The organism is Allocoleopsis sp., from assembly GCF_036703385.1.
GTDB lineage: Bacteria > Cyanobacteriota > Cyanobacteriia > Cyanobacteriales > Coleofasciculaceae > Allocoleopsis.
The window spans coordinates 1-21,824 of record NZ_DATNPA010000165.1 but is presented as its reverse complement, the minus strand read 5'-3'; the positions used below and the strand labels follow the sequence as shown (position 1 = coordinate 21,824).

At 47.4% G+C, this 21,824-nt stretch carries 15 protein-coding genes and 1 pseudogene; 10 read left to right on the top strand and 6 right to left on the bottom strand.

The window, feature by feature from the left end; genetic code table 11:
- Nucleotides 1-39 precede the first annotated feature (39 nt).
- Complete coding sequence (gene ftsZ, locus V6C93_RS08515; RefSeq protein WP_333476225.1) at nucleotides 40-1,314, bottom strand: cell division protein FtsZ; 1,275 nt, start codon at nucleotides 1,312-1,314, stop codon at nucleotides 40-42.
- Nucleotides 1,315-1,520: 206 nt separating this feature from the next.
- Complete coding sequence (locus V6C93_RS08510; protein ID WP_333476224.1) at nucleotides 1,521-2,363, bottom strand: cell division protein FtsQ/DivIB; 843 nt, start codon at nucleotides 2,361-2,363, stop codon at nucleotides 1,521-1,523.
- A 745-nt stretch (nucleotides 2,364-3,108) separates the two neighbouring features.
- On the opposite strand from V6C93_RS08510, the gene V6C93_RS08505 reads away from it, so the two are divergent.
- The 4 genes from V6C93_RS08505 (at nucleotide 3,109) to ctpC (ending at nucleotide 12,468) form a co-directional block, all read left to right on the top strand.
- Nucleotides 3,109-4,443 carry a P-loop NTPase fold protein gene (locus tag V6C93_RS08505; RefSeq protein WP_333476223.1) on the top strand — a complete coding sequence of 445 codons (1,335 nt, stop codon included), beginning with the start codon at nucleotides 3,109-3,111 and terminating at the stop codon, nucleotides 4,441-4,443.
- Between the two features lie 1,101 nt (nucleotides 4,444-5,544).
- A complete protein-coding gene (locus tag V6C93_RS08500; protein WP_333476222.1) occupies nucleotides 5,545-10,983 on the top strand; it encodes a hypothetical protein in 5,439 nt (1,812 codons plus the stop codon).
- Nucleotides 10,984-10,989: 6 nt separating this feature from the next.
- A complete protein-coding gene (locus V6C93_RS08495) occupies nucleotides 10,990-11,121 on the top strand; it encodes a hypothetical protein (protein ID WP_333476221.1) in 132 nt (43 codons plus the stop codon).
- Between the two features lie 45 nt (nucleotides 11,122-11,166).
- Nucleotides 11,167-12,468, top strand: a complete 1,302-nt coding sequence (gene ctpC, locus V6C93_RS08490; RefSeq protein ID WP_333476220.1) for a carboxyl-terminal processing protease CtpC — start codon at nucleotides 11,167-11,169, stop codon at nucleotides 12,466-12,468.
- Between the two features lie 33 nt (nucleotides 12,469-12,501).
- On the opposite strand, the gene V6C93_RS08485 is transcribed toward ctpC, so the two are convergent.
- The gene (locus V6C93_RS08485; protein WP_333476219.1) at nucleotides 12,502-12,690 is read right to left on the bottom strand and encodes a DDE transposase family protein; all 189 of its coding nucleotides are present in this window, start codon (nucleotides 12,688-12,690) and stop codon (nucleotides 12,502-12,504) included.
- Nucleotides 12,691-12,987: 297 nt separating this feature from the next.
- On the opposite strand from V6C93_RS08485, the gene V6C93_RS08480 reads away from it, so the two are divergent.
- Nucleotides 12,988-13,254, top strand: a complete 267-nt coding sequence (locus V6C93_RS08480; RefSeq protein ID WP_333476218.1) for a UPF0175 family protein — start codon at nucleotides 12,988-12,990, stop codon at nucleotides 13,252-13,254.
- Nucleotides 13,251-13,721, top strand: coding sequence for a DUF3368 domain-containing protein (locus V6C93_RS08475; protein WP_333476217.1), 471 nt, complete (start codon nucleotides 13,251-13,253; stop codon nucleotides 13,719-13,721). The genes V6C93_RS08480 and V6C93_RS08475 overlap by 4 nt, the downstream gene beginning before the upstream one ends.
- A 365-nt stretch (nucleotides 13,722-14,086) precedes the next feature.
- Here V6C93_RS08475 and V6C93_RS08470 read toward each other — a convergent pair whose 3' ends face one another.
- Together V6C93_RS08470 and V6C93_RS08465 are read right to left on the bottom strand one after the other, a co-directional pair.
- Entirely contained in the window at nucleotides 14,087-16,153 is a 2,067-nt protein-coding gene (locus V6C93_RS08470) for an elongation factor G (protein ID WP_333476216.1), read from the bottom strand.
- Entirely contained in the window at nucleotides 16,122-16,316 is a 195-nt protein-coding gene (locus tag V6C93_RS08465; RefSeq protein WP_333476215.1) for a hypothetical protein, read from the bottom strand. The genes V6C93_RS08470 and V6C93_RS08465 overlap by 32 nt, the downstream gene beginning before the upstream one ends.
- A gap of 494 nt (nucleotides 16,317-16,810) precedes the next feature.
- On the opposite strand from V6C93_RS08465, the gene V6C93_RS08460 reads away from it, so the two are divergent.
- The 3 genes from V6C93_RS08460 to V6C93_RS08450 all read left to right on the top strand — a co-directional run bounded on the left by V6C93_RS08460 (nucleotide 16,811) and on the right by V6C93_RS08450 (nucleotide 20,748).
- A complete protein-coding gene (locus V6C93_RS08460; protein ID WP_414644158.1) occupies nucleotides 16,811-17,695 on the top strand; it encodes a tetratricopeptide repeat protein in 885 nt (294 codons plus the stop codon).
- A gap of 317 nt (nucleotides 17,696-18,012) precedes the next feature.
- Nucleotides 18,013-20,397 (top strand): CHASE4 domain-containing protein, encoded by a 2,385-nt coding sequence (locus V6C93_RS08455; RefSeq protein WP_333476213.1) that lies wholly within the window; start codon nucleotides 18,013-18,015, stop codon nucleotides 20,395-20,397.
- A gap of 105 nt (nucleotides 20,398-20,502) precedes the next feature.
- Nucleotides 20,503-20,748 carry a hypothetical protein gene (locus V6C93_RS08450; protein WP_333476212.1) on the top strand — a complete coding sequence of 82 codons (246 nt, stop codon included), beginning with the start codon at nucleotides 20,503-20,505 and terminating at the stop codon, nucleotides 20,746-20,748.
- A 237-nt stretch (nucleotides 20,749-20,985) separates the two neighbouring features.
- Here the strand turns inward: V6C93_RS08450 and V6C93_RS08445 are convergent.
- A pseudogene (locus V6C93_RS08445) lies at nucleotides 20,986-21,207 on the bottom strand (AEC family transporter); the annotation flags it as partial.
- 154 nt (nucleotides 21,208-21,361) lie between these two features.
- On the opposite strand from V6C93_RS08445, the gene V6C93_RS08440 reads away from it, so the two are divergent.
- A partial coding sequence (locus V6C93_RS08440) for a D-alanyl-D-alanine carboxypeptidase family protein (protein ID WP_333476210.1) occupies nucleotides 21,362-21,824 on the top strand: 463 nt, incomplete at its 3' end.

Sequence of the window (21,824 nt, the reverse complement as noted above, 5' to 3'; positions counted from 1 at the left end):
AAAATTCCTCCTCCGTTTCTCTATAAATTTTCAGCGCTTCTAGGGTCTATTAGGAAAACGACGCCTTTGCAGAAACTCTGGAATATCCAATTCCTGTTGTTTACCCCTAGGCTCAACGGGCGGTACAGGAGGAGTGGGTGTGGGTGTGAGCGGTCGCCGCTGATAGGGCGTTTCCCTCATAGTATTGGGTGCAGACTGGGTTTCTCCACTAAAGCCAGTGGCAATGACGGTAATTCTGATCTCGCCTTGCAGTTTCTCATCGATCACCGCTCCAAAAATGATATTGGCGTTGGGATCGACGACCTCATACACTGTCTCTGCCGCTGTATTCACTTCGTGAAGGGTGAGATCGCTGCCACCTGTAATGTTCAAGACGACACCTCTGGCTCCATCAATGGAAGACTCTAGGAGGGGAGAGGATATGGCCTGAGAGGCAGCTTCGCGGGCTCTTGACTTCCCGGAACCCACACCAATACCCATTAACGCCGACCCAGCATCGGCCATTACGGCACGGACATCGGCGAAATCTACGTTAACCAGACCGGGAATGGTGATGATATCTGAAATCCCTTGAACCCCCTGACGGAGAATATCATCCGCTACGCGAAAGGCTTCTTGAACCGGAGTCTGCTCAGAAATCACTGACAGAAGCTTGTTGTTAGGAATTACGATCAGGGTATCCACCCGGCTTTGCAGGGCAGCAATCCCTTCCTCCGCTTGAGAGGTGCGGCGGCGTCCTTCAAAGGTAAAAGGACGGGTAACCACCCCAACCGTCAGAGCCCCCATTTCTTTGGCAACTTCAGCCACAATTGGAGCCGCCCCCGTGCCGGTGCCGCCTCCCATGCCAGCGGTGATGAAAACGAGATCAGCGTTTTCGATCGCATGGGCAATTTCCTCACGCGATTCTTCCGCCGCCTTTTGACCAATGGCTGGATTACCGCCAGCGCCCAAGCCTCGCGTCAACTTTTGTCCCATTTGTAAGCGTTTGGGAGCCCCGTTTTGGGCAAGCGCTTGAGAATCCGTGTTAATCGACCAAAATTCGACCCCAGTCACCTCACTGGCAATCATGCGGTTGACTGCATTACCCCCACCCCCGCCGACACCAATCACTTTAATTTTGGCAACGCTACCTGGCACGATATTGTCACTCCTGGATTCTTCCCTGGGTATTCCCTTTGTGGAATCAGGGATTTGACCAAACTGTAACCCAGAATTCCCAAAGGGATGTGTATTGTCCACACCAATTGACAGTTCGGCGTGTCCCGTGATGAGGGAGCTTTGAAGGGCTTGCCCTTGTTTATTATTTAGCGTCATTGCAATAGGTCAGGGTGATAAACAACTTTATCAGTATCAGTTATAGGTAGCAATCTGAGTCAACTATAGGGTAAGTCGATCCAAAAACCAACGAACGATGGGTCAGAGGATGTTGACCGCCTTGAATAGGGCGATGGTCAAGGGTCGCTGAACCCGTTTTGGCCGAGGACTTGAATCCATCTTTACTACACTCTTCATTTTTAATCTTAATGAGTGCTTGGTGATGCGGTATCATTTCCCTTTGTCATTTGAATCGCCGGAAATTCTGGATTTTGAAGGTTAATATAGGCGATTTTCCCAGTCTGGATATGGGAGGGCAACTCTCTCATTCGATCCAGAACGGTCAGTTGCTCTGTCAAGTGGGAACTGTATGGGCCTAGATGGACATTTCCTAACTCAGTCTTCAGGATTAAATTGGCTGGATTTCGCCAATCTATCTCGAAAACTTTAACCGGGGAGTGGCTTACGGTCTGGTAAACTTCCGACCAGTAAGGGAGATATTGATCGGATGAGCCAATCACTTTCAGGCTGGGCAACTCTAGCTTTTGCTCTAGCTTGGTGTAGCTATTTTCAGGTATCCAAACGCCTTGGGCATCCAGTAAGCCTGTTCCCGCGGTGGAGGAACGCACTTGAGTATTGGCGGGATTAGGAGCTTGAGCAATAGCTACAGGTTTACGCTCTTTGACTTTGATCGTCAATCCGGGAGGCAGCAGTTGCCGTGTCACCGTGGCTTCAGCAATCGGAGCTTGAGACTCTAGGGATTTAGCGATCGCTTGGGGTTGGACGCGCAGGATGGATTCCGGATACGACAAGGGCAGCAAGGAGCGAATCGATTTGGCAGACAGAAAGTGATTGCCCTCGACGACAATTTGTTCCGAGTTCGATATCACCCAATCGGGTAAGGTAATCGCCCAGACCAAACCGCTTGCCATTCCACCGACAAACAGCGATCGCCAAATGGCTTGAAAAGATTTAATCCGGCGTGCGCGTCGCAGCTGCTTGCGCCGGGTAGTCAATTGTGCTTGAGAGACTGATGCGATGCTTTCCATCTACTACCGCTCAATCCAAGAGGTTGTAATTTCCTAATGATGTTGATCAAGACAAGGGAGAGTGAAGATTTGCTGGGTAAACCCCAAGTAACTGTACTCATCTATCCACGTTGCCCAAGATACCTTTCCCATTTAACCACTCCTTTTCCCGACGCTGTAACTAGGAAGGGCAGGTGCCACTCCTGAATCTATATAAGGTAAGGCTCTCCCGAACCTTGAGTAAAGCCCTCCCACCCCTAAAATCCTTCAATCAGGCTTGAGCGGATGGGGCAAAATTGCCGGGCAGTCCCTTCCTGGTTCAGAAGGAAGAGCGATCGTTACCGATTTTGGGTTCATAGATAACATAGTTGGTTCTACTACCCATTGGGGTGAGCGCTTCAGGACTTTCCCTGAAAAGTAAGGTTTTAGAGGACTCCTCTCGTTTTACAACCGAAGGCCATTGGTCATCAGGAAAGATATAGCTGTCGCCATAAAGCTTAGGACAGATTGAACGGCTAAAACGACCACGTAGCAGTAATAAACATAAAAGCCTTCTGCCTTCTGCCTTTTTGCTATAACTGACGGTAAAAACTTATACCAGCGATCCCCAAACCCCCTCCCTCTCTACCCCTGATATCCCGCACAATCAACGGGTGAATACCTCCACGATCGCGGCAGAGGGGGGTGAGGGGCATGAGGGGGATCGACAGAACCTAAAATCCCTGAAATTCTTGATAGGGTGCGTGAGTCCTACTTGCTTGAAGACATGAAGCTGCATCTACCAACATTTTTCAGAGCTTGTAACCCAGCTAAAACTCTTGTCGTGGGGAATCCGGAGGATCGTCAGTACTATATTGATTTTTCTTCTGTCCGTGGCGGCAGAATTGTTGAAGCCTTAGGACGAACCATCACTCGCCTTTCTCCGGATGAACCCACTTGTCAGCTGTTTACGGGACACATCGGTTGCGGAAAGTCTACTGAGCTGTTTCGACTCAAAGCTCAGTTGGAGGCGCAACAATTTCATGTCGTTTATTTTGAGTCCAGTAAAGACCTAGACATGGCGGATGTCGATATCACTGATATTTTGCTCAGCATCGCTAGGTCAGTGAGCGAAAGCCTAGAAGCTGTGGACATCCACCTCAAACCTCGGTCGTTTGCCAAGTTATTTAACGACATCAAAGACTTTTTGCAGACCCCCATTGAGCTGTCAACGGAAGCCGAACTCTCGGTTGGTATTGCCAAAATTACGGCTAAAACTAAAGACAGTCCGCAGTTGCGCGACCAGCTCAGGCAGCACCTAGAACCTCGAACCAAAAGCATTTTGAGTGCCATCAACGAAGAAATTTTACTCCGGGGCATTGAGGAACTAAAGCATCGTGGCAAAAAGGGTTTGGTGGTCATTGTAGATAATTTGGATCGGGTTGATCCCAGACCTGTGCCTTCTGGGCGATCGCAACCAGAATACCTCTTCATCGACCGTGGCTCTCAGTTACGAGACTTAAAGTGTCATCTGGTTTACACCCTGCCCTTGGCTTTGATGTTCTGCAACGAGTACGAAGCCCTAAAAAATCGCTTGGGAGCCGGTGTGGCTCCTAAAGTATTGCCGATGGTGCCGATTCAGTCACGAGATGGTCGTGACTTCCCAAAAGGGATGGCGCTCTTGCAACAGTTAGTGCTGGCACGAGCGTTTCCCCATGTGGAAGCTCAAGCGAGGCTGAATTTGATCTCAGAGGTATTTGACAATCCGGACACCCTAGATCGAATGTGTCGCGTGAGTGGGGGTCATGTCCGCAACTTGTTAGGGCTACTCTATAACTGCCTACAACAGGAAGACCCGCCTTTCTCCCGTGAATGCTTAGAAAGTGTTATTAAAGGCTACCGCGATGACCTTGCCTTAGCTGTGGATGAGGAGGAATGGGATTTACTCTCTCAAGTAGTTCGACAGCAGATCGTTAAAGGGGAAAGAGAATACCAAGTGTTATTGCGCAGTGGGTTTGTTTATGAATACCGAGATGAATTGGGACGCTGGTTTGGAGTCAATCCCGCTCTGGCAGAAACAGAAAGGTTTCAGTCTTTGATTGCCTTAACCAACAAGGGCTAAAGCCGGTGGAACTCAAATCCGGCCTGGTGTTGTCACGAGAGGAAAGTGATACCCAGGCTTCTCTTATAGACCGCCATATTCCATATTAGGGAGTTCAAAACTTCTACTTGCCGTCATCCAGTCAATTTAGCATAGCGGCTGGGTTACGGTAAGTTTGGGTAGCGTAAGCTCAGGGAAATTATTGACTAACCAACAAGTCTGTCAGCGATCGATATCACAAAGATGACTGGATTTTATCACGTCTTTCGAGACTTTTTGCTCGCTGACAAGCTAGCTGCCAGTGACAGAAATGTCAGGCCAATCATGACTAGTGAAATTACGGAATATTTTAATGTTTAAGGCTACATACTATCCCTCGGAAATCACTGATACTATGAATGTGCAGAATCATGCAATCCTTAAAAAAATTGTGTGATTCAACATCAGGATGTCATCTACTATCGTGCGACTGAGCCAATGAAACGAAATTTTTGGCGCTCTACGGAGCGTGATTCGTGTTATCGAAGCGGAAAACCGCATGGGGTTTGGCGACTCTCACCAGTGACGGAAAAGGGGATTGAAACAAACACACTAAGATCCCGTCTAAGCACAGGTAAAATCATTAGCGATTGGGTTGTGGACGAGTAAAAAGCTCTGTGACTGTACGAGAGCAAGTATCTACACGTTGTTAGTTGATACCTCACTGACTTGACACACGTTCCAAAGGCAGCGGATACTTACGAACCTACAGTACAACAGGACGGTAGTTAAGTCCCTCTTCTCAGAAATCAGGATGGTTTTTGTATCCATAACGAAGGCGTTAGGGTTTGCGATAGCCAGTCTTCGAGTGTCAGCATTAGCGACGCAAGGAGCGTCAACATAGTCTAGAGGAGCGAAGCGGGGTGTTTCCCTTCGCATCTGTGAACAACTTTTGTCAAGGTGATGAGAACAAACAAGACTCGTCACTGAAAACCTAGGCTGAACTTAGCAGTGCATTTTGAGCAATAGCTAACCGCACTGGTTTTAACCTTATTAAAAAATATTTGGAATTTTGCTTTAGCGATAGCAACATCAGCCGATTAGTGGCAATTGTGCACCAGTAGCAGTCACAACGTGAATTGAATGAGGGAGCCAAATCAAATCAAAGAAGTAGCGGCATCCAATGAGCGATCGCTGTCAACGTTATCCAGAGCAATTACTCTCTCAGAAGGGCACTTTGCACTGATTTTGGTGCGCTGCAACTACGAAGTCTGTAAAGAGCAAATGTGGCAGCGGCTTCAAGTACCAGCGGGAGTAACGTTAAGCGACCTGATATTGAGTAAATCCATCAAAACCTTATACACCCCGATTGTGACTGCCCTCGCCGATGAGCAGACATCGGCTCTGATTGTATTCGGTCTAGATTCAGTAACAACAATTGATCAGGTACTCATTTCAACCAACCAGGTTCGAGAGGAGTTTCGGAAAAACTTAACACGTCCTCTCGTCTTGTGGGTCACTGATGAAGTTTTGCAGAAGCTGACTCGGTTTGCTCCTGATTTTAAGAGTTGGGCTGCGACTTCAATTAAGTTTGAACTCGCTACCCAGGAGTTGCTGGCTTTATGGCAGCAAACAGAAGATGAGCTATTTATGACGCTCTTGGGGAGCGATTTAGGCGAGTTTTTACCCAACGACGTTCTCAATTTGGCACCCGGTTGCCGCCGACGCCAGGAACTTGATTCGGCGTTGCGGGACTTAACATCTCGTGGCGTCTGTTTACAACCCGCGCAATGGAACACTTGGCAGTTTATTCTAGGGCGAGATGCCTTTAGCCATGACCAGATTGATCTGGCGCTCCAGCAGTACCAGCAGAGTCTCGACTTTTGGCGGCAAGAAGTGGACAGAGGCGGTGAGTGGGAGTCTCGAGTTCAGCCGAGGAGGAGATGGGGACAGGGGGAGAATCCTGCCCAGGCAAAATTATTAGAGCGAGCTGGGCTACTTTTTCATCACATCGGTTTATGTTATTGCCGTCAAGCTGAGTTGCAACAACTTACCTGCCGCACGAAGTGGGAACAAGCCAAAGAGTCATTTAGTGCAGCTATAGAGGTATTGACGATCGCGGGGCGAAAAGACTTGGTCGCTCAGCTAACGATTCAGCTGGGCGAGGTATTGCAAAACCTGCAAAACTGGACAGAGTTACAAGCTCTGGCCTTAAACTTTTTGGACGAGCCTGAAACCCAAGACCGTCCAGTGCGATTGGCTCAAGCTTATGGCTTTTTGGCGGCTGTTGCCTTGAGCCAGTCAGAATGGGAGAACGTCAAATACTTAGCACTTGCTGCCCTTGATATTCTTGATCACGCTCAGTTGCCTCAACCCCAATACCAAGCATGGTATCTGTTGTACTCGGCGAAAGCTCAACGGCAATTGGGTGAACGGACTGCTGCGATTGCACACCTAGAACAAGCCATTAAGGCGGATTCTTGTCTGCCTAGCTCTCTCAAGAAGCAGCCACAGCTATACATTTCCATCTTGGAAGAATTGCGATCGCTCTACGTCGAGCAGGGGCAATACTTACGAGCCTTTGCACTCAAACAACAGCAACGCTCCATTGAGCAACAGTATGGATTTTCTACCTTCCTGGGTGCAGCTCCCTTGCAACCCTTTACGCGGCAAGGTCGAGGCATCTCATCGCTGGAAATTGCGGCAGCAGGGCGTCAATCTGATGTCAATCACCTAATCGAACGTCTCAGCCGCAATGACCATAAACTGACGATCATTCATGGTTCTTCTGGTGTTGGTAAAAGTTCCTTGATTAATGCGGGTTTAATACCCGCTCTGGGCTCGCGCATTATTGGTGCCCGAGAGACCATGCCGATTGTACAAAAAGCTTACAGGGATTGGCTAGGAGAGTTGGAAAGGCGTATCAAAGAAGCCTTAGCCAGTCGGCAAGTTCGGTGGTCGAACGCGTCCCAGGAAGAACCCCAACCGGAAGAGGAAGTCAAAATCCGGCAATCTGTGTGTGACGAGCCTGAGTGGAACATCTTGCAGGTTCAGGCTCCTAATCCTAGTCCTAGCTCTGAAGGAACCGCTACGCCAACAGAACACGCTTTGCGATCGCTCCAAAGCGGCGGTACTCTTCGGCAATCGGAAATGCTAGCCCTAGCTCTATCGGTAGCTCGATCACAAACAATAAACCCAGCTCCGATTCCCAGTTTCCAACCCCTAATTTCTAACCCAAGACTTCAAAGAATCCTAAAACAGTTGAGGCTTGCTGCCGAAAACAAACTGTTAACGGTGCTCATTTTCGACCAGTTTGAAGAATTCTTCTTCTGTACCAACCTAGAACAGCGACGTGAGTTTTATGAGTTTTTGGCGCAGTGTCTGAATCTTCCTTTCTTAAAAGTTATTTTGTCGCTGCGAGAAGATTATCTGCACTATTTATTGGAGTGTGAGCGCTATTGTAACCTGAGCACTATCAACAACAATATCCTGGATCGACAGCTTCGTTACCACTTAGGAGATCTGTCGCCAGACGATGCGAGAAACGTGATTAGCACGTTAGCCGCCGTATCTCAGTTTCAGTTAGCAGAATCTCTAATTGCGGCCCTGGTGCGAGATTTAGCAGGGAGTGCAGGAGTGGTGCGTCTGATCGAGTTGCAAGTTGTAGGGCAACAGCTACAAGCGGAAAAAATTACAACGCTAGAACAATACTATGCTCTAGGAACTGACCCAAAGACAACGTTAGTGGAGCGATCGCTCTTAAATGTTATCCACGATTGTGGGTCAGAAAACGAAGATACGGTTTGGCAAGTCCTCTTCTCCTTAACGGATGAACGAGGTACCCGTCCTTTGAAAACAATGCCTGAATTGCTCCTGAGTCTTGGAGTTACACCCATGTGCGTCAGTCAGCAATGCTTCTTAAGTTCTGACTGTTTAGACTCACCCCTGATACCCGACAAACTAAATTTGATTTTAAGGATTTTGGTAGGTTCTGGCTTGCTGTTCAGAGTGCCGGAGGAGCAACAAGACCGATATCAGCTGGTTCATGATTATCTAGTTGAACCAATTCGTCAAAAATATCAGCAGCTTACTCAGTTTAATGTAGTGGCACAGCTAGAGAGAAGTCAAAAGGCACTGGTGCGGGCTCATAAACAGCGACTGCGTGCGATCGCACTAGGTGCGACAATGGCCGTCCTAGCCATTACAGCGGGTGCCTTGGGGTGGCGAGCTGAGGTTCAAAGAAGACTGGCAGCACAACTGTCGATCAATGCCCAATTAAGTGCCATTAGTGCTTCTTCAGAAGCACTCTTTGTCTCCAACAAAAACCTGGATGCGCTCCTTGAAGGGTTAAGAGCAGCAAGACGCCTCAAGGACATAGAGACAGCCAAGCGTTCGGTAGAACCTGATACCCGGTTACAGGTGGTCACCGCTCTCTCGCAAGCCGTTTACCAAGCTTCAGAGCGCAATCGATTGGAGGGGCATAGTGATGTCGTCTGGAAAGTGAGCTTTTCACCGGATGGTCAGCTGATTGCTTCTGCTAGCCAGGATAAAACCGTAAAATTATGGCATCCCGATGGCAGGTTAGTGACGACCCTCAACGGACACCAAGGTAGTGTCACTAGCGTCTCGTTTAGTCCCGATGGACAGCTGATTGCATCGGGTAGCTGGGATGGCACGGTAAGGCTCTGGCGTCGCGACGGCAAAGCCGTGAGAACGCTTCGGGGTCATGTTGGTCAGGTTTATAGCGTCTCGTTTAGTCCCGATGGACAGCTGATTGCTTCTGCGGGTGGCGATGGCACCATTCGCTTTTGGACAGTTGAGGGTCAGTTAGTTAAGACAATTCAGAGCCACAGGGGTGTAGTGCAGGGGGTCAGCTTTAGTCCGGATGGTCAGCTCTTAGCTTCAGCAAGTCAGGATGGAACAATTGAGCTGTGGACGCCACTGGGTCAGTTAGTACAAACGATTAAAGGGCACACTGGCAAGGTTAACTGTGTGGTATTCAGTCCTGATGGTCAGTTACTGGCTTCCGCTAGCGATGATCAAACCGTGAAGCTGTGGAACCGGAACGGTGAGCTGCTCAAAACGTTCCCCAAGCATCAGGGATGGGTATTGGAAGTAGCTTTTAGTGCTGATGGTCAGCGACTTGCCTCAGCGAGTGCTGACAATACCGTAAGGCTATGGGATCGGAACGGTACTCTCCTACAAACGTTTACAGGACATAGCGATAGTGTCACGGCGGTTAGTTTCAGTCCTGTTCCCGTTAGTGGGTTGAATGTTGGTAAGTGGAATGTTGCAAGTGTACAGAAAAACCTACCCACCCTTGCTGGGCACAGGGAAACTCCTGTAGAGAACGAGTTCTCCTCCAGAGTACACTCTTCAAACCTTCAACTTTCAACCTTCAAACCTTCAACCTTAATACCTTCAAACCTTCAACTTACCCCTTCCGGGAACGCTACGCGAACAACCTTTAATCCAGTCCCTATTCTTGCCTCGGCTAGCAGTGACAAAACCATCAGGCTCTGGGGTCTTGATAATCAGTCTCGCCTGATTTTACCGGTTCGGGATAATGTGAGAGAGGTTACCTTTTCACCCGATAGCAAGCTGGTTGCCACGGCAGGCAATGACGGAACGGTGAAGCTCTGGACGAAGAGCGGTAAGTTACTTCACATCTTGAAGGGACATAGTGATCGCATCGACAGTATTAGTTTCAGTCCGGATGGTCAAGCCTTGGCCTCAGGGAGTCGCGATGGAACCGTGAAACTCTGGACGAAGAGCGGTGACTTGATTAAAACGTTAACCGGGCATAGCGGTTGGGTGTTGAGTGTCAGCTTTAGCCCTGACGGAAAACGGCTAGCGTCTTCCAGTCGTGATGGGACTGTCAAACTCTGGACTCGCCGTGGTACGTTAATTAAGACTTTGGTTGCCCATCTCAATTCCTCAGATTACTTTACTGGTTCGGGGGAGAGAAGCGCATCCACCCGAGGGAATAGCTCCGATTCACGCATTAATGCAGTGACCTTTAGCCCTGATGGTCAACTGTTGGCTTCTGCTAGTGATGACAAGACTGTGACTCTATGGACAGCAGAGGGAAAATTGCTGAAGACGTTGCGGGGGCATAGTAATTGGGTATTGGATGTCAATTTTTCACCGGACTCTCAGATGCTCGCTTCGGCAAGTTATGACAATACAGTCAAACTCTGGAGTCGCCAGGGAGAACTGATCAGAACCTTGAGAGGCCATAGCGATAGTGTCGCTCACGTCCGTTTTAGTCCTACCGGTCACATTCTGGCAACCACCAGCTGGGATAACCGGGTACAGCTGTGGCGGCTGGATGATACTTTAATTAAGACCCTGGAAGGGCACAAAGATCGCGTTACCAGCGTCAGCTGGAGTAATGATGGTAAGGCACTCGCCTCTGCCAGCCGGGATAATACCGTGATGGTGTGGAATTTAGATTTAGATGACCTGTTGGATAAAAGTTGCAACTGGCTGCGGTATTATCTGCAAAACAACCCAAAAGTTAGACAAAGCGATCGCCAACTTTGCCAGCCTCTGGAGGTAGCCCAAACAGAGGATAATTGAAGGACAATGGTTATAAAAGTTAACGCTTTTTACTCGAATCAATTTCCCATCGAGAAAACCGTATTGTCCGGACTAGAAGCCGCTGGCTTGCATAAATATATAGACTTAGGCGCTTTCTGGCATAGCGTGTTAGAGTGAGCGTAATTCCTTTGCAGTAGTTTTCCTCCAGCTTGTGAAAGGATTATGGTAATTACAAAACGTGGCCTCGTTCTTGGTGCAACAGCATTAGCAATAACAACTGTTACGGTAACAACGGTCGGTCTTTTATCTAAGAGCCAAGCAGTTTTAAGTGAAGTTTTTAATCAAAGCCCTAAGGAGTTAGTGGATGAAGTTTGGCAGATAATTGACCGTCAATACGTAGATGGCACGTTCAATCAGCAAGACTGGCGGGCAGTTCGCAACGACTATCTGAACCGCCATTACACCAACCAGGAAGAAGCTTATAAGGCAATTCGGGAAATGCTGAAGAAGCTGGGGGATCCTTACACCCGGTTCATGGACCCGCAAGAGTTCAAGAACATGCAGATTGATACCTCTGGAGAACTGACGGGTGTTGGGATTCAGCTTGCCCAGGATGAAGCCACGAAAAAGCTGATGGTGATTTCACCCATTGAGGATACACCCGCGTTTAAGGCTGGGGTTCTGGCGAAGGATGTGATCGTCAAGATTGATGGCAAGAGTACCGAAGGCATGGATGTCAACCAAGCCGTCAAGCTGATTCGCGGCGAACCCGGAACTTCAGTAAAACTGACGGTTGAGCGGGCTAAAAAGCAAATCGATTATCAGCTAACACGGACGAAAATTGAAATTCATCCGGTACGCTACGAGTCTAAGAACTCGCAGGCCGGGAAGGTAGGCTATATTCGCCTCAACCAATTTAGCGCCAATGCAGCGCAGGAAATGCGCAATGCGCTCAAAGCATTAGAAAAGCAGCAAGTGACTGGCTATATTTTAGATTTACGCTCCAACCCAGGTGGTTTACTCCAAGCCAGTGTTGAAATTGCTCGGATGTGGATCGATGACGGGGGAATAGTCTCGACGGTAAATCGCCAGGGAGAAACAGACCGTGAGGTAGCCAACAATCGGGCACTGACAGATAAACCACTAGTCGTGCTGGTCGATGGAGGTTCAGCCAGTGCCAGTGAAATTCTGTCTGGGGCCTTACAAGATGATAAACGAGGGACTCTGGTAGGAACTCAGACGTTTGGGAAAGGGTTGGTTCAATCAGTGCGAGGGCTGGAAGATGGCTCAGGTCTTGCTGTGACGATCGCTAAGTATCTTACACCCAGTGGTCGGGATATCAATAAGTTAGGAATTGCCCCAGATGTTGTGGTAGAGCTGTCGGACGCACAGCGTAAGTCATTGCAGCAGGATCGGGCTAAAATCGGTACCCCAGACGATCCTCAATATGCCAAAGGTCTTGAAGTCCTTCAGCAGAAGATTGCCAGCAAGCAAAACCCCAAACTACAATCTTCGGCACGTTAAATTAAAGCGCCCCTGCTAGAGGCTAAATTCGGTTTAGATGGGCTGACACTTGCCTGCGCGAATCAGTCCCACGCGACGTGCGATCGCATCTTGTTGTGAATCAAAGGGTCCCCATCGTTCCACAATTGTTGGGTCTTCTTCCCCTTCCACTTGAGTGCTGGGAAGAATTTCGCACGGCCCATCAGGACGCTTGACAATATACCATTTTTGTGTATTATCCATAGGGCAAAGACAGAAGCATTAAACCCAGTTTAACGGTCATTTGCAGAAGACGTTGAAGATTCTGGCTTTAATAAAAATCGTTTATTTAAATACACTAATAATCAAAATATAGTACGTTTTTTGGAGCGATCGCACCCGTACAAGCATCTCTCATTCATTTAATTGTAGGAGGCGTGATCGCTCTTTTCCAAAGCCACACTAAACGCCGATGAATGTTGGGTTTCTTCCCTCAACCTAACCGATGAGGCGCGATCGCTTATCATAGAGCTAAGATTAAACCTATTAGTTAAATAGTCAATGCAAATCACGGTTGAAATTCCTGATGAAATTGCCCAACGACTAGACCAAACATGGGGGAGTCTCTCCCGTCGGCTCTTAGAAGTAATTATTGTTGATGCTTACCATTGTGGAAAAGTCAACACTGCTGAAGTGCGTCAGATACTGAATTTACCATCTCGGCTTGAGACTCACGCCTTTTTGAAGCGGATGGGTGTTTATCTCAACTATGACGAAGCTGAATTAGAACAAGATCTTCAAACTATTAAAGAATTCAGGGCGCAATGATTGTCGTCTCTGACACGTCTCCAATTTGTTATTTGTTGCTGATTAACCAGATTGAAATACTACCAGTCCTGTACAACGTGATCACGATTCCTCAAACTGTTGCTGATGAACTGAGTGCGTCTGAGTCACCGCCTGTAGTAAAAAATTGGATGACTCAACCTCCTGACTGGATTCAGATACAAGCGATCGAAACTATTCAAAGTATTGAAGTGGAAAAACTCGATCCAGGTGAACGAGAGGCAATTTTACTCGCAGAACAACTGAAAGCAGATCTGGTGATTTTGGACGACAAAGCAGCAAGAGGAATTGCTTTGGAACGTGGATTAAGAATTATCGGACTTTTGGGTATTTTGAAAGATGCTGCCAGAGCTGGCTTACTAGATTTAGAGACAACTTTTGAACAGTTAAGAGAGGTTGGCTTTTGGGTTGCACCGAGTTTGCTGGAGCGATTACTGACAGACGATTAGCTTAATATCCAACCACCTGTGTGAACTTTCGGATCGCATTCGAGTGTATTTGCTGTGAGGTGAGACCGCCAAGAACATCGTTCTGATTGGTAAATGTAGGAGGTGTGATCGCTCTTTATGCATGGTGGTGCGGTGGTTGTTTCAGCCGTTAAAGAAAGTCCTAACCTTTATGGCGACAGCTATAAAGTCAGCTTTAGCTGACTCGGTAAGGGTTTGAGTCCGTTGAAACGGACTTAAGCTTTGAGCCGGAACTTTAGTTCACGGCAGGGTGCAACATGCGAGTAATCTAATAGGGCACCGACGAGTCGATGCCCTCCAGCGATGAAGGGTGAAATTTGTCCTTCATCCTCTACACTTCAGCCTGTTTAATGCTTGCCATTCCCATTCCCATTACTACTGGTAGCCAGAACGTTTTCAGCGAGTTTACCGGGGACTTCCTGGAGATGGTCATACTGCCAGTTGAAGAAGCCAACACCCATAGTGAGCGATCGCAACTCAACGATGAAGTCGTGCATTTCCGCCTGAGGCAGATAGCCAGAAACACAATCCCAACCCTGCCAATCAGAACGCCCTTCGTAGCCGAGAATTTGTCCCCGACGCCCAGTGATCAGTTGCAGAACTTTCGAGGTGAAATCCTTCGGCGCACACACCTGAATGGTCATGATGGGTTCTAAAAGCACCGGCTCACACTTAGTCATTCCATCCGTCATCGCTAACCGCGCTGCCTGCTTAAAGGCTTGTTCGGAACTATCGACGTTGTGATAAGAACCATTGGTTAGGGTAACAGCCACATCAACCACTGGGAAACCGAGTGGCCCATGAGTCAAATATTCCCGCACTCCAATTTCCACGCCAGGGATGTATTGCTTCGGCACCACACCTCCTACAATTGTTTCCGAGAAGCTAAAGCCTTCGCCACGCGGTACGGGTTTGATATCTAGGTAAACATCCCCAAACTGCCCGTGACCACCACTTTGATGCTTGTAGCGTCCGTGGGAATTGGTGGGTTTGCGGATGGTTTCTTTGTAGGGCACTCGCGGCAGGTGAGTTGCCATTGGTAGGTTATACTTGCGCCGCAGTCGATCTAAGGCGACCTGAAGGTGAATTTCACCCTGTCCCCAAAGGATGATTTCGTTGGTATCCCCATGCTGCTCCCAAGCCAGAGAGGGGTCTTCTTCCAGCAGCTTGGTTAATGCATTACTGAGCTTGACTTCATCTTTGCGATTTTCTGCGGCGATCGCTAGTGCATAGACTGGTCGCAGTGCGTCCGCTTTCGACAATTCACTCCCCCCGCCAGAATTGCTGGTTAGAGTTTGGCTAGTTTGAATTCCTTCTAAGCGTCCAATCGCGACAATCTCACCGGCTGGAGCTAAGGAAACCGACTGCTGTTGCTGACCGAGCATACGGTACAAACCACCAGCACGGACTCCATTCAGGACGATTCCATCCGTAAGTTGACCCTGCCAGACGCGCACGAGAGAGAGTTTACCGCCTTGAGGTGTGTAATAGGTTTTGAGTACCTGCGCCACTGCCGTCTCGGAGTGGATATCTAGCCCTCGCCGCTCAGCCGTCGTTTCAGGGGTTGGGGCTTCCCTTACCAGGGCATCAATCAGGTGCCGAACCCCGTAATCTTGTTCAGCGACACCGATGAATACGGGCACAATTAAATCTGCCCCCAATTCCATCCTCAAGTCTTGGACAATTTCTTCTTGGGGTGGCTCAATTTCCTCTAATAGTTCTTCTAGTAGGTGGTCATCAAAATCAGCCAGGGCTTCCAACATTTCTGCCCGTGCCGCATGTTCTTGCTCTTTGAGAGACTCTGGCAGCGGCACCGGATCAGCCGGCGCACCAGGATGGTAATGGAAAGCTTGCTCTGTGACTAAATCTATAAACCCTAGTAGCTGTTCGCCTTGACCAATAGGGTATTGGTGCGGGATTAGGGGGCGCGTCGAGACGGATTTGAGGGCGTCTAAGATGGATCGATAAGATTCCCCCCAACCATCACCATCGCAGGTGAGCCGATCCATTTTGTTGATAAAGACTAGATGTGGGATTTCCCAGTCATCGAGGAATTTGAATAAGGGAGCTAAGGTGAGGACGCGATCGGTAACGGGTTCACAAACGACGACCGCCGCATCGACACCAATTAAAGCGTTATAGGTTTCTTGTGCAAATTCAATGGAACCAGGACAATCGACAAAGGTGAAACGAACGTCTTGATATTCGGTAGCCGCCGCGCTGACTTCCACCGTCATTTGGCGATCGCGTGCTTCGGCAGCACCATCCCCCACCGTATTACCGTCTTTGATACTGCCTTTGCGCGAAATTGCACCCGTGACAAACAACAAACTTTCTAATAGTGTTGTTTTACCACTTAAATAGGGACCAACAATTGCCACATTACGGGTGGCAGAACTCACTTTTTGGTTCATGATTTCCCCCCAGATTAAAAAGGAGTGATGCAGTTGAACTGCCGATTTCGATTTTGGCTGACTGATTTTGGACTGAGGTATTCTGCTCTCTGCCCCGCCCGCCAGTATCGCGGTAGCCCCAAAATCCTTGCATCCAAAATCTAAAATCGGTTGATACAGGCATTGTTACCTCGGCTGTCTTCTCTCCTAATAAGTCGCCGATGCCAATATGGAGATGTCATCAAAGGTATCTGCCTGTGAGATTAGCGCTTCTGTGGGCTATTAAATTAAACTTGCAATGTCTTGTAAGACAAACTTCATTAAAAATTAAGTTAAGTTAAGGGAGATGAAGGAATTAAACTATTTATGAAACAAAGCAACAGTTGGAAACGAATTTGTTTCAAAATACAGCAGAATTTGCCCCCCTTTAGCTTAACAATTTTTAACCAAAAGGGGCGATTAAGGAAGAGAGGGTTAACTGCGCCTCAGGCAAAGGAAGATCGCCCTAAATCCCCCTTAACAAGGGGGACTTTGATTCAATTCTCCCCCCACCCCTCTCGTTCTCCCCTAAAAGGGGAGAGGAGTAAGGACGAAGCCTTTTATTCATTGGGGGGCTGGGGGGGATCTAGCGGTTTCAAAACACACCCTAGTCCCCAGTTCTACAACGTTTGTGTTGCCATCAGCTTACTGTTGCTGAGTGCAAGCCTAACGGTACTGACACAGCCACTGGCTGCCGAACCGTTGGCGCAATCACTTCCTGTGCTGACGCCGACACAACCCGCCGCCGTTGAGGAACTCAACAAGGGGATTGGGTTGATTCAGCAGGGAAAATTACCAGAAGCGATCGCAGCATTTCGACAAGCCTCTCAACTGAACCCCCAGCTAGCACCCGCCCACTACAACTTGGGGTTAGCGTTGCGCCAAGCAGGACAATTACAAGCATCAGCTGAAGCCTTTTATCAGGCAACCCAGATAGATCCGAACTTTGCCCTCGCCTTTGCTAACTTAGGGGCAGCGCTGTTAGAAGGGAATAATTTACAGCAAGCACGGGATTATCTCACACGGGCACTCGAACTTGAACCCAACCTCGGTGTTGCCCATTACAACTACGGTCTGCTGCTTTCGCAATCGGGAGAACAAGACCAGGCGATCGCTCAATTCAAGAGTGCGATGCAGCTGAGTCAAAATGCCCCAGAACCGGCTTATCATATAGGGCTGATTTATTTACAACAAGGTAAGATTGAAGAAGCAAAAAACTTATTTCAGCAAGCCCTAAAAATTAACCCTAAGTACTCGGAAGCGCACTATAATCTAGGGTCAATTTTGTTCAATCAGGGAAACTTTGATGCAGCACTCGTAGCGTTCCGAAAAGCCGCTGAAAGTAACTCTAACTATGCTAATGCTTATTACGGGGCAGGTTTAGTCTTTCTGCGGCAGAATCGATTTAGCGATGCCCAACAAGTTTTGCAATATGCCAAAGCCCTTTATACCGCCCAAGGGAATTCTCAATGGGCGATCAATGCCGATCAGTTATTAAAGCGGGCGCAGAATTCTAATCCTTAGAGCGTCAATTCAACTATCACATTTATTGATTGTGCTGATTGAAAAGAAAAGAATAGGGCGGTGCAAGGCTTCAGGAGAGATAAACTCAAGATTAGCTTGCCAAGGTCTAGCTTCGCTCTTCATTATTTCTTCATATTTATACTGTTATTTCCGGTGAGGATGGAGTTAAATTCTTGAGAAATATTGCCTTTTATTGCCTCGCAAGATCGAGCCATCTACACTAATTTTTAAAAAGCTACGGTGGAGAATGTCTTGATTGTCAACAGCTAACGGAGTGACAGGCTGACGGGTCTCACACACCAGAAGAGAGCGATCGCATGACCTTGCGTCAGAAGACACTTCTTATTATTGGCGTGACGCTGTTGTGTCTTGTGATGGCACTGTATCTCAGCTTGTCAACGATTTGGCTGAATCGTGTTGCCCAAATCGAGTTTCAGCAGACTCACCAAAATGTAGAGCGAGTCACAGAAGCATTAGCCAACAATCTCCAAGAACTCAATAGCACAGCTAAGGATTGGGCTGGATGGGATGACACTTACGCCTTTGTTGAGGATGTTAACGAAAAATACATCCAGGAAAATCTTGCCGAGACGAGTCTTGCCAACCTCCGGCTTAATTTCATGGTGTTTATTAATAGAAGAGGTCAAATTAAATATGGCAAAGGCTTAGATTTACAGCAAAAGGTAGCCACCCCAGTTCCTGCAAGCTTGAAGCAATACATTGCCACGCGCCCTGGCCTACTCCAGCACAGTACACCCAATAGCAGCCACAGAGGAATTCTGCTTTTGCCAGAAGGTTCTCTACTCGTTGCTTCCCAGCCCATTTTGAAAAGTGACCGTACTGGCTCAATTCGTGGCAGCCTCATTTTGGGTCGTTTTCTCAATCGTGGTGAATTAATACGCCTCTCCCAATTGACTCGTTTACCACTCACTATATATCCGTTTCACCAGGCGCAATTACCTCAAGATTTCCAAGCCATAAAAGATGCGCTTGCCCAAGATCTATCAGACGCCAAAACTTTTGCTAAATCAGCGATTATCGTCCGTCCTTTGAGTTCTGCTCGGATTGCAGGTTATACCCTGCTCAGGGATATTGAAGGGCAGCCTGGGTTATTGTTGCGTGTGGATACTCCCAGAGATATCTACCAACAAGGTAAACAGGGCTTAGATTATCTGGTATTAGCGCTTTTAGCTGTGGGTGTGGTATTTGGCTGTGTAACCTTGTTGCTCTTAGAAAAATGGGTACTCTCACCGTTAGCCCAGTTTAGTACTACGGTCAGGCGGATTCGCGCCAAAGGAGACCTAAAAGAGCGCTTGTTTACCAAGAGTAGAGATGAACTGTCTCATTTGAGTACTGCCATTAATCAGCTATTGGCAACATTGCAGCAGTCTCAACTCCAGCTAAGTCAAAGTGAGGAACGTTACCGCTCGGTTGTCAACAACATCCAAGAAGTGATTTTTCAGACAGACCCCGCTGGGAGGTGGACATTTCTCAACCCGGCTTGGACAGAGATTACTGGATTTAGCCTAGAAGAAAGCTTAGGTAAACCCTGCTGGACGTTTATCCATCTGGAAGACCAACCCTACTACAACCAGCAGTTTCGCCGACTGATGGAGGGAGAGATACAAGACACGCGGTATGAGCTGCGTTTTCAGACGAATGACGGTCGCGATCGCATTTTCGAGGTTCATTCCCGCTTGATAGTGGGGCGTTGTCGTGAGATTGCAGGAATAGCCGGTACGCTCCATGACATCACTGAGCGCAAATTGGCCGAAGCGAGAGAACGTGAAAAAGCCCAAGAGTTAGAACGGACGTTGTTGGAGTTGACTCAAGCCCAATCGCAACTGATTCACAGTGAGAAAATGTCGAGCTTGGGACAGTTAGTTGCAGGGGTCGCTCACGAAATCAATAATCCAATTAGTTTTGTTTACGGCAATATTAATCATGCTACTGGCTATGTTGAAGACATTCTCAAGCTGATTAATTGCTATCAGCAAGAGTATCCTCATCCATCAGATGCCATTAGGGAAAAAATGCAGGACATGGATTTTAGTTTCGTGGTCAGTGACTTACCCAAACTCTTGGCTTCGATGAAAATAGGCTCAGAACGTATCTGTGATATTGTTCAGTCTCTACAAAATTTTTCACGGCTCAATGAAGCCGAAAAAAAGAGAGTAGATATCCACGAAGGGATTGAAAGCACCCTATTAATTTTAAGGCATAAATTGAAAGCCAAAGATGAATACTCGGAAATAGAACTAATTAAAGAATATGGAAAATTACCTAAAGTTGAGTGTTACCCAGGACACCTCAACCAAGTGTTGATGAATTTGATAGCTAATGCGATTGACGCTTTGGAAGAAAGGAGAATGGATAAGCGGCGTGATTCCTCTCAAGCCTCGCCCTTTATTCGGATTCGCACTGAAGTCAAAGAAGATTATTCATTACTAAGTGATGAAAGTAGCATTTCTCGTGTATTTATCTATGTTACTGACAATGGGGCGGGTATGACAGAAGAAGTATGTAGTCGTCTGTTTGACCCTTTTTTTACAACAAAACCTATCGGTAAAGGAACTGGATTAGGATTGTCTATCAGCTATGGAATTATTGTGGAAAAGCACAAGGGGCAGTTGCTAGTTAAATCGGAATTAAATCAAGGAAGTGAGTTTATTATTGAGTTACCAATTCGTCAAAATGATTGAAATTAACTTTGCATTAAATACTTATAATTAATTATTTTTTTTAATATATTGACAGTAGTTTTCGAGATTAATATTATCAAGTTTGTCAATCACTTCTATTCAGATATGAACTTAAATCATCAAATAATTCGATTTAGTTACGCCCGAATTTCAGAGAGCATTCAAGCTGAATTAAATTTTCTGTCTGCACTTTCAGAAAACACGGATGATGAACGATTCAAACAGTCTTTGATTGAGATGATATATAGCCTCAGCGATTTGTCGGAATTCTTGCAGGGCAAGAATTTTGGGCATCGCATGAGGCGGATTAGCATACTAGGTACTGAAGAGCCTGCATTTTTTGTAATTTGACATCTGGCATCATTCATACCGAAACCAAAATCTTTGTAGAGGCGGGTTTAGGGATACGTTTGCTGTTATACGACTAGCTTTGCTTCAAAATCTGCCCTTACCCCACGAACATCACAAAGGGCGGGTTTTGTATGAGTGTTAGCGGTTTTTTAAACAAGCCTTGTCGCTAAACCCGCCCCTACTCTTGAATTTAATCCAAATCCACGCTAATCCCGCTCCCAGTAAAATAGCTATTCATGCCATCACTGGCGCAATCCAAATTGCTCCGGATAAGTCAGCACCCCGCAGAAAAGTAATAATACTGACGGGTACACTAATCCAAAATAGGAATTGACCAATCAACGTTGGCACTCTTTTGGGTAGCAAGCGCCCTAAAACCCACCCCAGCAGGACATCGCCGCCTAGCAGAAGATAGAGTTTAATCAATGGTTGTAACAGCTCAGTATTAACACTGGGCATGATGCACTCTCTTTGTCACACATCTGTACGATGGTAAGCCAATCCTAGAAAATAGGTGGCTTGAGGAGACACACTCCGAGAGAGGCTGTTAGACTAACTCAAGGCAAAGCAAGCGGGTTATTTCAGTATTGATTTTCAGTGTAGGAGTGGATTCTTGAATAACGGGGATCTCCCAGGAAAAACAGGTAACTTTTCAGTCTCACCAGACGACGATATTCCAGAGGCGCTACGGGATACACCCGACATTAAACGCCGATCTCGGATTAAGCCTGTTTGGGTCATTGTAGGGCTATTGGGCTTAGGCGCGATCGCCACAATCATCAGTTTGTCGATTCTAGCGTCCAAACCAAAGCCAATCGAAACATCAACATCGGCGGGTAGCCAGACACAATCAAGTCCCGGAACCGAAAAAGTTGATAATCTTCTGGGACACCTGCCCTATCAAGAAGCACCAGCATCAGAACTGAAACCCATTACAGCGAATGGACAGATCCAACTTCGCACCGCTGCTGCTGAAAAATTTAAAGCCATGTCAGCGGCGGCAGCGAGAGAAGGTATAACTTTAGTCCCTATTTCCGGTTTTCGTTCCGTTGCCGACCAAAAGCACTTATTCTTTG